This window comes from Streptomyces sp. NPDC053076, from assembly GCF_044546845.1.
Lineage (GTDB): Bacteria > Actinomycetota > Actinomycetes > Streptomycetales > Streptomycetaceae > Streptomyces.
Map to the genome: position 1 here is coordinate 1,737,439 of NZ_JBITZL010000001.1, position 12,874 is coordinate 1,750,312.

Annotated in this window: 10 protein-coding genes; 5 read left to right on the forward strand and 5 right to left on the reverse strand. The window is 74.8% G+C overall.

What is annotated here, in order from left to right; all coding sequences use genetic code 11:
* The first annotated feature begins 24 nt into the window (after positions 1–24).
* From ACIGYR_RS07075 to ACIGYR_RS07095, 5 genes are all read left to right on the forward strand, one after another.
* Positions 25–1,158, forward strand: a complete 1,134-nt coding sequence (locus ACIGYR_RS07075; RefSeq protein ID WP_399602094.1) for a gala protein — start codon at positions 25–27, stop codon at positions 1,156–1,158.
* Positions 1,155–2,948 (forward strand): ankyrin repeat domain-containing protein, encoded by a 1,794-nt coding sequence (locus ACIGYR_RS07080; RefSeq protein WP_399602097.1) that lies wholly within the window; start codon positions 1,155–1,157, stop codon positions 2,946–2,948. Before ACIGYR_RS07075 ends, ACIGYR_RS07080 begins: the two co-directional genes overlap by 4 nt.
* Complete coding sequence (locus tag ACIGYR_RS07085; RefSeq protein WP_399602098.1) at positions 2,945–4,156, forward strand: AAA family ATPase; 1,212 nt, start codon at positions 2,945–2,947, stop codon at positions 4,154–4,156. Before ACIGYR_RS07080 ends, ACIGYR_RS07085 begins: the two co-directional genes overlap by 4 nt.
* A gap of 41 nt (positions 4,157–4,197) precedes the next feature.
* Entirely contained in the window at positions 4,198–5,355 is a 1,158-nt protein-coding gene (locus ACIGYR_RS07090) for a VWA-like domain-containing protein (protein ID WP_391837008.1), read from the forward strand.
* A 384-nt stretch (positions 5,356–5,739) separates the two neighbouring features.
* Entirely contained in the window at positions 5,740–7,260 is a 1,521-nt protein-coding gene (locus ACIGYR_RS07095; protein WP_399602100.1) for an FAD-dependent oxidoreductase, read from the forward strand.
* A gap of 137 nt (positions 7,261–7,397) precedes the next feature.
* On the opposite strand, the gene ACIGYR_RS07100 is transcribed toward ACIGYR_RS07095, so the two are convergent.
* From ACIGYR_RS07100 to ACIGYR_RS07120, 5 genes are read right to left on the reverse strand one after another with little or no spacing between them, the layout of a single operon-like run.
* Entirely contained in the window at positions 7,398–8,318 is a 921-nt protein-coding gene (locus ACIGYR_RS07100) for an NAD-dependent epimerase/dehydratase family protein (RefSeq protein WP_399602102.1), read from the reverse strand.
* On the reverse strand, positions 8,315–9,436 hold the full coding sequence (locus tag ACIGYR_RS07105) for a cytochrome P450 (RefSeq protein ID WP_399602105.1): 1,122 nt from the start codon (positions 9,434–9,436) through the stop codon (positions 8,315–8,317). Before ACIGYR_RS07105 ends, ACIGYR_RS07100 begins: the two co-directional genes overlap by 4 nt.
* 52 nt (positions 9,437–9,488) lie before the next feature.
* Positions 9,489–10,967 (reverse strand): AMP-binding protein, encoded by a 1,479-nt coding sequence (locus ACIGYR_RS07110; protein ID WP_399602107.1) that lies wholly within the window; start codon positions 10,965–10,967, stop codon positions 9,489–9,491.
* Positions 10,967–11,707, reverse strand: a complete 741-nt coding sequence (locus tag ACIGYR_RS07115) for a glycosyltransferase family 2 protein (protein ID WP_391836997.1) — start codon at positions 11,705–11,707, stop codon at positions 10,967–10,969. The genes ACIGYR_RS07110 and ACIGYR_RS07115 overlap by 1 nt, the downstream gene beginning before the upstream one ends.
* Positions 11,704–12,678 carry a 3-oxoacyl-ACP synthase III family protein gene (locus tag ACIGYR_RS07120; RefSeq protein ID WP_400014143.1) on the reverse strand — a complete coding sequence of 325 codons (975 nt, stop codon included), beginning with the start codon at positions 12,676–12,678 and terminating at the stop codon, positions 11,704–11,706. The genes ACIGYR_RS07115 and ACIGYR_RS07120 overlap by 4 nt, the downstream gene beginning before the upstream one ends.
* Positions 12,679–12,874 lie beyond the last annotated feature (196 nt).

The window sequence follows — 12,874 nt, forward strand, 5'->3', positions numbered from 1 at the left end:
CGGCGATGGACCGGTGGAGTGGTGATGACGCAGCCGACGCCCGTACGCTGCCCCGCGATCGAGCACCCGGACATCCCCATCAGCGACCCCGCGGCTCTGGAGCCGTTGCTCGCCCGACTGCGGTCCGCGCAGCCGGTCCGGGCCGACGAGACCTTCCCGCTCGGCACCGTGCGCGCGGACGGGCGTGTCGATCTGTGCAAGCAGGGCCTCGGAGCACGCGGCGCCGCCCGGCTGATGCCGGTCGCCGCCGGCTCACCGCACGCCGCGCACGTCCTGCTCGGCACCAACGCCATCGGCGACGAGGGAGCCCGCACGGTCGCCGACGCCCTGTTCGACGGCCACGGCCTGCACACGCTCTACCTCGGCTGCAACCGCATCGGCCCCGAGGGCGTCACCGCACTCGCCGACGCGCTGACGACGGACACCACCGTCCGCGCCCTGTGGCTCAAGCGCAACCCCGTGGGCGACCACGGTGCCCGAGCGCTCGCCGCGATGCTCCGCCGCAACACCACGCTGCGCACCCTCGACCTGGTCAACACCGGTCTGACGACTGACGGTCTGCGGGCCCTGTTCGACGCCCTGACCAGCCGCCCGAGCCCGGTGGAACGCCTCTTTCTCGGCGGCAACGGCCTGACCGCCGAAGCCGCCCCGCTGCTGGCGGCGCTGATCCGTACGGCGGGTGTACGCGAGCTGTACCTCCCCGCCAACCACCTCCGAGACGAAGGCGCCGCGATCCTCGCCGCCGCCGCGGACCCCGCTCGGCCCGTGCGCCTCGGCCTCGGCGGCAACGGCATCGGCCCCGCCGGTGCCCGGGCCCTCGCCGGCTCCCTCGGCGGGATCGAGACACTCGACCTGGGCCGGCCGCCGTCGGAACGCGGCCTCGGCGCCCCCGCCAACACCACAGGCGACGAAGGCGTCCACGCGCTGGCCGCCGCCTTGCCGGGCAGCCCGCTGCGCCGCCTGGAGCTGTGCCACACCGGGCTCACCGGCCGGGGCGCGAAGACACTGCTCGCGGCGGTTCCCGACGACTCGCCCCTGGAGTACGTCGGTCTGGGGCCCGGCCTGCCCCGCAAGGTCAAGCGGTCCTTCACCGAGCGTCTGCGGCCCGCCGGCGGGGCGCATCCCGACCTGCGCGCGATAGGGAGTGTCTACCGTTGAGCGCTCGTGGCGAACTCCGATGCTTCCCCCCGGACGAGGCGGCGAGCCGGCGCCGGATCCGCCGGTACGCGGTGCCCCGCTGGATGATCGAGCGGGCGACCGAACGCCGGCTGGCCGGTGACTGGCGGGGTGCCTGCGCGGCCGCGAACGTCGACGTCGCCTTCGAACTGTCCGAGGTCGCCGAACACTGCGGCGACGACATCGCCGAGGCCCTGGCGGACGACCTCCGCCACTTCGCCCCCGACCTGCTGCGCTGGCACCTGCCACGCCTGCTCGGCGGCCGGACCACGCTCGCCACGGACACGACGGTCGTCCTGGCCCGCTACCGCCCGAAGACCACGGACGAACGCCGCCGGGTCACGCCGTACCTGCACATCACCACGCCCGCGATGATCGACGGGCCGCAGCGGATCGCCCTGCGGTTCAGGACGGTCAGGGACGAGCGGGCCGCGGGCGTCTTCGGCCCCACCACGCAGGACTGGCGGTGCGCGCGGCATCTGTGGGACGCACGGCACGCCGCGGAGTTGCGTGAACGGTGCGGCGGCGGCCCGGACGGGCCGCCGTTCTTCCACGCCGACGCCACCCCACGCGGCACCGGCGAACTGCCGACGGCCGATCCCGGCGACGGCACCCCGGCGGCACGGGCCGAGTGGGCCACGCTGCTGCACCAGCAGGGCCTGACACAGGCTGCCTTCGCCGCGGCCGGTATCGAGCTGGACCCGACCCCACCGCAGAAGTCGGGCTGGTACCAGGCGGACCCGGAACGGCTCCTCGGCGGTATCGCGCTCAACCTCACCCGGCTGGAGCCGGAGATCCGTCGCCAGGTGGCCGAGGGTGTCGCCCACCGCTTCCTCATCGCCGCGCACTGGCGGACCTCCGTCCTCCTGGAGCCCACGGGCGCCCGGGGACTGCTGGCGCGAGCCGTCGACCGGGACGAGGTCAAGGACGAGCCCTTCCTCGCCGAGGCCCTGTGGCGCAGGCTCCCGGACCTCGACCTGATGCGTGTCGCAGGCGTCGCGGCGGAGCATCTGCATCCGCTCGTCCGCGAGGCACTGTTCCCCGCCTTCCAGGTCCCCGAAGGCCCGGCCGGCCCGCCGGCGCCGACCGCGCCCGCACCCGTGCGGGTCAGGTGCCGCGGGGACTGGCACGAGGTGGCCTTCCGGCCCGGCGGCCTGCTGCGCATGCCGCACAGCGACGAGGAGCAGCGGCGCGAACGCGCCATGCGCGCCTTCGGCGGTGCCGTCGCCGGATGCTTCGCCGTGGAGCAGACCTGGACCTCCGGAGACGGCCGCCTGCCGAAGGCGCTGCGGGCGCAGCGCCACGAACTGTTCCTGCGCGCCCAGCACGGTGACACCCCCGGCGTGCTGGAACTCCTGGACGCGGGCGTCGATCCCCGGGTGCGCGACGCGAGCGGGCGCACCCTGCTGCACGTACTGAACCTCCTCGACCACGAGACGCTGCTGCCACGGCTGCTGGCGGAGGGACTGGACCTCGAGGCCCGCGACCGGCGGGGGCGCACGCCACTGTTCGTGGCGGTCAACGACCTCGGTTCGAGGGCGCTGGTGGAGGACCTGGTCGCCGCCGGGGCGCGGCTCGACGTGACCGACCAGTCCGAGTTGTCGCTCGCTCAGCTCGTCCGTCGGTACAAGCGGCCCGACCTGGCCTTCCTGCGGGAACGCGTACAGCGGGAGCATCCGGACGTCGGCGCCGAGTGGTGGGACGAATGGATGGACGAGCAGGAGCAGTACTACGCCGACGAACCCGACGACGAGGAAGAGCCGGTCCTTTGAGCACCGACCGTACCGCCCCCATCGCGCCCTCCGGCCCGCTGGCGGCCGCGGACGACCTCAACCGCAGGCTGCGCACGCGACGGACCGAGCCCGCGGCCAACCCCCAGCTGGAGGCGCTCGCCCTCGCCGTGACGGCCAATCAGCCCGTGCTGCTGTGGGGCGAGCCGGGCATCGGCAAGTCGGCCGGCCTGGAGCAGCTCGCCGCCGGGCTCGGCCTGCCGCTGGAGACCGTCATCGCCAGCGTGCACGAGCCCTCCGACTTCGCCGGACTGCCCGTCGTCGGTGACGATCCCGCCGTGACCGGTGTGCCGATGGCCCCGCCGGACTGGGCGGTCCGTCTCGCCCGGGCCGGACAGGGCCTGCTCTTCTTCGACGAACTGTCCTCGGCACCGCCGGCCGTGCAGGCCGCGCTGCTGCGCGTGGTCCTCGAACGACGGGTCGGCAGCCTGGTACTGCCGGAGGCGGTGCGCATCGTCGCCGCCGCCAACCCGCCTTCCAGCGCGGCGGACGGCTGGCATCTCAGCCCGCCGCTCGCCAACCGGTTCGTCCACCTCGAATGGACCCACGACCCCAGGACGGTCGCCCGTGGCATGGCCGGTACCTGGCCGGAGGCGACCGTGCCCGTCGTCGACGCCGGCAAGGTGCCCGGTGCGGTCGCACGGGCCCGCGGCGCGATCTCCGGTTTCCTCACGGCCCGGCCCGGCCTGGTGCACCACATCCCCGGCGACGCCGAGAGCCGGGGCCGGTCCTGGCCGTCCCCGCGGACCTGGGAGATGGCACTCAGACTGCTCGCCGCCGGCTACGCGGCCGGCGTCGGCCGCGAGGCGCTGGCCGCGGCACTCACCGGTGCCGTCGGGAACGGCGCGGGCATCGAGCTGCTGTCCTACCTCGAACACCTCGATCTGCCCGACCCCGACCGCGTCCTGGCCGATCCGGACGCCTTCGCGCTGCCGGAACGCGGGGACCGGCAACTGGCGTTCCTCATCGCGGTCGTCGCGGCCATCCAGAGCGACCTCACCAGGCCCCGGTGGGAGGCCGGCTGGGCGGTGCTGGCGAAGGCCGTGGACGCGGGCGTACCCGACGTGGCCGCCCGGGCCGCCACCGACCTCGCGGCGATGCGGGACCTCGACTGGCCGGTACCGCCCGGCATCGACGGGTTCCTGGATCTGCTGCAGATGTCCGGCGCGCTGCCCGGCGGCAGCCGGTGAGGCGTACCGGGACGACGCAGGATTCCCCCGGCGCCCTGGACATGACCAAACTGCTCGCCGCCCGCTACCGCGCGGCGAGCGACCGGCCGTACCTGGCCTCCGCTCTGTACGCCCTGACCGTGCTTGCGAGCACGCAGGTTCCGACGATGGGGGTGGACCGGCACTGGCGCTGCTACGTGTCCCCGGCCTTCGTCGACGCGACGCCGGTGCCCGAGCTGGCGGGTGTCTGGGTGCACGAGGTGGCGCACCTGCTGCGCGACCACCATGGTCGGGCCGGGCGGCTTTCCGCAGCCGCCCAGCGTGACTGGCACCGCGTCAACGTCGCGCAGGACTGCGAGATCAACGACGATCTGCTCGCCGACGGCCTGCGCCTGCCCGACGGGCGCGTGGAACCCCGGCTCTACGGCCTCCCCGAGGGCCAGTTGTTCGAGGTGTACCTCGACCGGCTGCCGCCGTACGTGCGGTCGCCGGACTGCGGATCGGGCGCGCACGGCCGGCCCGCGCCCTGGGAACTCCCGGACTCCGCCGGTCCCGCACGCCTCGGCGACGTCGAGGCGCAGGCCCTGCGGCGGCAGACCGCCGAGGCGATGCGCGCCCATCAGCGCACGCGTGGCACCCTGCCCGAGGGCTGGCGGCGCTGGGCCGAGGAGATCCTGGAACCCACGGTGGACTGGCGGCGGGCGCTGTCCGGCGCCGTCCGGGAAGCCGCCGCATGGGCCGGCGGAGCCGTCGACTACACCTACCGCCGCCCCTCACGCCGTACCCCGGCGCTGCGCGGTGTCGTCCTGCCGAGCCTGCGCCGCCCGCTGCCGAGGGTGGCCGTGGTCATCGACACCTCCGGTTCGATGGGTGACGCCGAACTGTCCGCCGCCCTCGCGGAGGTGACGGGCGTCCTGCGGGAGGTGGGCGTGCGGGGCAACCGCGTGACCGTGCTCGCCTGCGACGCCGACGTGCAGGCCGTGTCCCGGGTGGCGGCCACCGAGCAGATCACCCTGGGCGGTGGCGGCGGCACGGACATGCGCGTCGGTATCGAGGCAGCGCTCGCGACTCCGGACCGCCCGAACATCGTCGTCGTCCTCACCGACGGATTCACCCCCTGGCCCGCCGGGAACCCACCCTGCCGCATCATCGCGGCTCTGATCGGCGCCGTTGCCCCGCAGCCGCCGAGCTGGGTGGAGACGGTACGCATACCGACCTGACGCCGCGAGCCCGGTGCGTTGTCCCGTAGCGGGTCCTGAGGCCGCGACAGCCCGGCGGCCCCAGCGGATGTCCGGTGCCCGGCCGGGTCAGCGAGCAGCCGTCCGGGAGGACGCGCGCGGCATGTCTCAGCGCTTCCGCCAGAGGGTGAGTCTGGTGGCGTAATCGGGCAGCTCGCCGTCCAGGGGAACGAGGCGGGTCCTCGGACCGGCACCTGTGGAACTCCCCTCTGCCTGGCCAGCCTTCGGCCAGGGGTGATCGGGCTGCGGAGCCGGGGTGTCGGTCACGTGTCGGCGGCTGTCGGTCCGATGTCGGTGAGCCCTGGCACCTTTCGAGAGGTCGGCCGGGTACACCCATCCGGCTGCGGTTCGGGAAGGGAATCTCTCGTGCATGATGTAGTGATCGTGGGCGCCGGTCCGGTTGGCCTGTTCCTCGCCTGCGAACTCGGCCTCGCGGGCTGCTCGGTCCTGGTGCTCGAACGCGAGCCGGGTCCCGGCTCCCCCTGGAGGACGGAACCGCTCGGTGCGCGGGGTCTGTCCGCCGCTTCCGTCGAGGCGTTCGACCGCCGCGGAATGCCGCGCTCGCTGCTGACGGCGTCGGGCGTCCACGACGGTACCGGCGCGACCCCCGGCGCGGACGAGCCGTCCCGGCTTCCTCGCGGTGGCCACTTCGCCGGCATGATGCTGGATCCGGCCGAGGTCGACGTCGCCGCCCTGCCGTTCCGGCTTCCCGGCCCGGCACCGGAGGGCGTGCTCACCAACCTCGAAGCGGTCGAGACGGTGCTGTTCGAGCAGGCGTCCAAGCTGGGCGTCGAAGTCAGGCGCGGCGTCACGGTCTCAGCCGTCGCCCAGGACGATGAGAGCGCGGTCGCGCGGACCGCCACGGACGAGTACGCGGCGCGCTGGCTCGTCGGCTGCGACGGCGGACGCAGTGCGGTGCGCAAGCTCGCGGGCTTCGGCTTCGTCGGCACCGAGCCGCAGTTCACCGGGTACACCATGCACGCCACCGTCGCCGATCCCGAGAAGCTGGGCACCGGGTTCAACCTGACGCCGACGGGCATGTACGTCCAGATGCCCATGCCCGGGCACATCGCCATGATGGACTTCGACGGCGGCGCGTTCGATCGCTCGCGGCAGCCGACCCGCGACCATCTCCAGACGGTGCTGCGCCGGGTGTCCGGCACCGACGTGACGCTGAGCGAGGTCCACCTCGCCTCGAGCTTCACCGACAGGGCGATGCAGACGACGACCTACCGGCAAGGACGCGTCCTGCTCGCGGGCGATGCCGCCCACATCCACTCCCCCCTCGGCGGCCAGGGTCTCAACACCGGCATCGGCGACGCCATGAACCTGGGGTGGAAGCTCGCCGCGACCGTGCACGGGTACGCGCCGGACGGCCTGCTCGACACCTACACCCGCGAACGCCATCCGATCGGCGCATGGGTGCTCGACTGGTCGCGCGCCCAGGTGGCGGTCATGCGGCCCGACCCGCATGCCCGGGCGATCCAAGGAGTGGTCCGCGACCTGATCGGCACCCGTGACGGAACGACCTACGTGCTCGGGAAGATGTCGGGAGCGTCGATCCGCTACGACCTCGGCGGCGAGCATCCGCTGGTCGGCCGCAACGCCCCGGACTTTCGTCTTGAGGACGGCACCCGTCTCGGCGACCTGATGCGGGACGGACGGGGCGTCGCGCTCGATTTCAGCGTCGACCGACGTCTGCGCGGTTCCGCGATGGGCTGGGAGAGCCGGATACGGTACGCGGCCGGGCCGGCCCGGAACGATCTCGGATCGGGCGCCGTGCTCGTCCGGCCTGACGGCATCGTCGCCTGGGCAGGTGATCGTCGCCCTGACCGGGAGGCGTTCGAGAGGGCCGCCGGCCATTGGTTCGGTCGTCCGGCGATCTGAACGTCGGCGGCGGCCGGCGCAACCGCCGTCTCTTCACAGCGGGGTGTGCGCATCCGCCGTGGCTAGGAGAACGCTGCGCCGGCCGGGGGCCGTCGCCTCACCCCCGGGTGGTGGCAGGTGAGGGGTGATCAGTCCTGTCACGGGCCCCATCCGGCGCACAGGGCAGCCGTGTAGTCCAGGAAGAGGCGGCCGGCGGTCCACCCCCGGGACTCCGCCTTGGACACGTCCAGTACGACCGAGGTGGCGAGCTGGTCGACCGCGTACGGGGTGAGGACCGGCTCCCCGCCCGACCGCGGCAGGGCCAGAACCTGGACGGTCCTCGCCACGGCACGGGCAACCGGCGCCGCGAGGTGATGGATTCGCGCTCGTACGCCGTGGGCCTGCAGGACGGCCTGAACGGCCTGGTCGCGGTCGTACGGGGCCGGGTCGGCGATGTTGTAGGCCCCCGGGGGCCAGTCGGCGGCGGTCAGGCAGGCGTCGGTGAGGTTCTCGACGGCCGTGAGGCTGAGGCGGACGCTGGGGCCGGGCAGCACGAGCACGCCACGGCGGACGCGGGAGAGCAGCCGGGGCACCAGATGCGGATCACCAGGGCCGTACACCGCCCGGGGCCGCAGGACGACGGCCCCGCCGGCGAGCGCCAGAGCCTCGCCGGCGGCCTTGGTACGGCCGTACGCGTTCAACTGGCCGCGCACCGGGTGCTCCTCGGTGATCCGGGAACGACCGGGGCCCGGCTCGTAGACGCTGGCACTGCTCACCCACACCACCGGCCGCCCGGCGGCCGCCTCCATCAACCGCGCTGTGCCGTCGACGTTGACGGCACGCATCGCGGCCTCGGCGCGGGAGCCGGGCACCGGATCACCGACCGCCGCCGCGCAGTGCACGACGAGGTCGGCGCCGGACAGATCCGGCACTCCGCGGGCGGCGTCCCACGGAACGTGCCGGCCCACCGGCCCGGGGCGCCGCCCGACGCACAGCACGTCGTACCCACGGGCTGCGGCGGTCACGGCGACGTGCGAACCGCAGAAGCCGCTCGCACCGGTGACGGCGATCGTGGTCATCGGTCCTCCCGGGGTGCGCTCGTGGCGCGGACGCTGAGCGTGCGCCAGCTGGGCAGCGCGGCGCGCCGGTCCACACGGGCGCGGACGACGGCGGGACGGTAGGGGGCGAGCGCGGCGAGGGTGTCGTCGAGCTGGGCGCGGGCCAGCCGGGCGCCGGGGCAGGCGTGGGGGCCCGCACCGAAGACCAGTCGGGCCACGGCGGGCGGGGCCGGGTGGCGGGCGTCGGGGGAATCGCTGTGGGCCAGTGCGGCGTGCCGGGCCACGAGGATCAGCCGGTCCCCGGCCCTGACCGGACAGCCGTCGAGGTCCGCGTCGGCCGCCGCCACGCGCGGCAGCAGCGGGGAGGGCGCGGTCACCCGTAGCAGTTCGTCCACCAGGACCGGGCGCAGTCGGTCGTCGGCGGCCTGCTCCCACAGCGTCGCGTCCGCGCACCAGGCGGCGGCGCGTGGCAGGGCCGCCACGGTGGTGTTCACGGCGGCGACCGCGAGTATCGCCCGCAGGGCCGACGCCTCGCCGGGCGCGTCGGAGCAGAGGAGGGCCTCCAGCCGCGCCGTCGCGGCGGCGGCCGCCCGGGCGGTGCCGGGCGGCCGGGGCCCGGGCAGATGGTCGCGTACGGCGGTCGCCGCCGCGTGGCCGGCCGCCTCGGCGATCAGCACCGGGTCCCCGGGGACGTCCAGGAGAGCGCGGACGGTGGCCCCGGCCAGTTCACGGGCCAGCGGTACGAGGTCGACGGCTCGGCCCTCGCCGAGCGGGGCGAGCCGTCGGTCGAGGACCTCCCGCCACACCGGGCGCAACCGCCGCACGCCGGCCGGGCCGAGAGGGTCGGCGACCGCGCGGCGGGCGGCGCGGTGACCGGTGCCCTGCTGGTCGAACAACGCCCCGCCGCCGGACAGTTCGCGGGCGGCGCCGCCGGTGGTACCGGCCGCGGTGCGGTCCAGCGGGACGCGGGTGAGAGCGTGCCGATACGCGTCACCGCCGTGCACCAGCACGGTGCCGCCCAGGCGGGTGACGGACCGGCGGCGGGAGAGGGCGAGCAGCGCGAACAGCGCGGGGTGGGAGCGGGTGTACACACGTCGGTCCCGGCGTCGTGCCATCTGGTCCCCGGATCTGGCGGTCATCGGATGTGCGCTTCCTGGTGGGCCGGCACCGTCACCCACAGCGGCGCGGCCCTCATCGCCGACCGCCTTGCGCGAGGTGCCGGGCGGCGAGCCGGGCGGTGGCGGCACGGTCCGGCTTGCGGGAGCGTCCGGACAGCGGGATCTCGGCGAACAGGACCGCGTCGGGCCGGGCGGAGCCCATCCGCGACAGCGGCCCGTCCAGCGCCGCCCGCAGCGCCGCGCGACCGGTCCCCCTTCCCGGCTGTACCACGGCGACCAGGCGTTCATCGCCGTCCTCGGCCGGTACGCCGACCAGGAGCGCCAGTTCGACGCCGGGCACGTGCAGCGCGGGCTCGTACAGACCCGGGTAGATGTTCTCGGCGTGCCTGAGCACCATGTCCTTGCCGCGGCCCTCCAGTACGATCCGGCCGTCGTCCACACGGGCCCGGTCGCCGGTGGCCACCCACGGGTCGGGTTCCTCGCCCAGGTAGCGGTGGCGGGCGGCCGGGCCGGTGAGCAGCAGTTCGCCCGAGGAGCCCGTCTTGGCCACCACTCCCGGCAGCGGGGCGCCCACCAGGTCGCCCGGGCCGGTGTGGGCGGCCTTGTCGGCCTGCTCCACCGCCGCGGCCGGAAACAGCTCGGTCAGCGCGTACACGCCCCACGCCTCCTCGGCGCCCGCCTCCTTGACCCGGGCGAGCAGCCCCGCGCTCGCCGGGGCCGAGCCCGTCCACACCCGGCCCGTGAACCGGGCCCCCTCCGCCAGGACCGCCCGCAGCTGCGGTGGCGTCAGATAGGTGGCCCGAGGGGCGAGCCGGCGCAGCTGCCGGGCCAGGACACGTGGGGCTCGGGCGGGGAGCGCGACCGGTGCACCGCTCGCGAGGGACGGTACGAGGACGAAGAACGTCCCGCCCAGGACGGGCTGCCCGGGCTCGGGGCGCACCAGGCCGGCCACCGTGGTCATGCCCGCGGCGAGCGAGGAACGGGTGTGCACCACCGCCCGCGGCCGGGATGTCGTACCGGAGGTGAACACGATGACGGCGTCGGCGTCCTCGTCCACCGGCCGCGGTGGCACCACGGCCCGCATCGCACCGTCCAGGGCAGGCGCGCAGCCGGGCAGCCGCGGCCCGACCGTGACCACCGGGCCCAGCTCCGCCAGGTCCGGCAGCGCCAGGTGGGCCCGCCGGGCGAGGGGCCGGGCCCATCCGGCGACCGCCTGCGCCGTGGCGTCGGCGAGGACGAGGCCGGGCCGGGCAAGGGCCAGCCGGGCACGCAGCACGTCCGGGCCCGCGCCCGGGTCGAGCACCGCTGCCCGCGCCCCGAGTCGGTGCACCGCGAGCAGCACGGCCAGCGCCCGCGGGCCGGGCCGGACGGCGACACCGACGGTGCCGCCACGCCCGACGCCGCGCGCGTGCAGGGCGACGGCATAGCGGTCGGTGAGGTCCGCCAGGTCCCCGCAGGTGGCCTTGACGCGTGTGGCCCCCGTCCGGGTGGTGCCGAGGACGGCCGGCCGGCCGGCGTGGACGCGCAGGGAGTGGGCGAGGCTGTCTAGCATCAGCGCGGGTCCTCCCCGTGCCGGCCCGCACCCTTGTCGAGGTACCAACGGGCGGTGCCGACGAGGCCGTAGGCGCGCAGCCGCCGGGTGGAGTTCTCCACGATCATGTCGCGGGCGTGGACGATGGCGGTGGTGTGACGGCGCACGCGGTTCAGGAAGAGCCGGTCGGTGGGGGAGGGGCGGCGCGGCATCCCGCCCACGGTCTCGTACAGCGCGGCGGTGATCCCCATGTTGTTCCCGGCGTGCATCCGGTACGGGGCGAGGTAGCCGCGCCGACGACGGTGGGCCGGGCGTATCCGGCCGAAGAGGGCCGCGAGGCCCACCAGGCCCCGGAACACCGCCCGGCCCAGCGGCCCGTGCTCGTCACGGCGTGCCTCGACGCGTCCGCACACCAGGCCCGCGCCGCGCTCCAGGGCGGCGCGGGCGGCGGCCGTCCAGCCGGGCCGGGGCAGGCAGTCGGCGTCGGTGCGGACGAGCAGCGCCGCGCCGTGCCCGATGGCGTACCGGAAGCCGGTGTCCACCGCGCAGCCGACGCCCTTCTCCTCCTCGCGCAGCACGTGGACCGGGAAGGGCGCCCGGCGGGCGAAGTCGTGCGCGAGGGCGGCGGTGGCGTCGGTGGAGGCGTTGTCCACGACGACGAGAGTGAAGTCCGCGTCCCGCTGGGCCGCGAGCGCGTCCAGGGTGGCGCCGATCCGCGCGGCCTCCTGATGGGCGGGCACCACCACCCACAGGCTGCTCATGCCTTCTCCCAGACCATCGTCATGATGCTCACACCGCCGCCCAGGCCCACGAAGAGCACCCGGTCGCCGGACCGCAGCCCCTCGTGCACGCGGTCGAGCTGCACGCCCAGCGTGGCGCTGGCCATGTTGCCCAGCTCCGGGACCGTGACGACGAGCCGGTCCCGGGGGATGCCGGTGAGTTCCACGAACCGTTCCAGGTACGGCACGGTGACCTGGTGCACCAGGATGTGCCGGAAGTCGCCCCAGTCCAGGTCGGTGCGCTCCCGCATCCGGTCCAGCACCGAGGTCCCGACCTTCTCGAACACCTCACGCAGCTCGGTCCCGTCGCCGCGGAAGTAGGTGTGCTCGTCACCCCGGGGGTGCCGGGAACCGCCACCGAAGATCCCGCCGACCGCCCAGTGTTCGGAGTGCGTCTCGGTATCCACGTCGAGGATGCCGCCCCGCTCCACCGCCTCCAGCACGACCGCCGCGCCCGCGTCCCCGAAGGTGTAGCCCGCGAAGCCGTCCTTGAGCTGATCGGGGCCGGACGGCGCGTACCGGACCGCACGGCTCGGGGTCTCCCCGGTCACCACGAGAGCCCGGCGGGCCCGGCCTGCCACGATCATGGAGCGTGCCATGTCGATGCCGTTGACGAAGCTGTTGCAGGCGTTCGTCACGTCCAAGGCGTGCGCCCGGGACCCCAGTTCGGCCTGGACGACGTGGGCGGTCGCCGGTTCGGCCATGTCCCGCGTGGCGGAGGCGAACACCAGCAGGTCGACGTCGTACGCCGCCAGTCCGGCCCGGGCCAACGCGGTACGGGCGGCCCGCACGGCGAGCGTCGACGCGTACTCGCCCTCGACCACCGCACGACGCGAGACGATGCCGGTGGCCCGTTCCAGGATCCGTGCCGGCAGGGACAGCCCGGAGGCCGTGGTGACGTGCTCCTGCAGTTGCCGGGAGGTCACCGCGAACCCGGGCAGACTGGAAGCCACCGCGGTGATGCCGACGCGGACCGTTCGGCCTCGTGCAGCATGGTCTATGTGCATGGGACAGACGCTACGAGCCGATCCGGACAGCGTGCCTGAGCACGCGTACTCAGGCGACATGAGTGAAGGGCCGCTGCCGCGAGCGGATGACGCTCTCGCGTTTCCCACCTGCTTCCCCCCGGCACACTCGTGCGATGGCGGC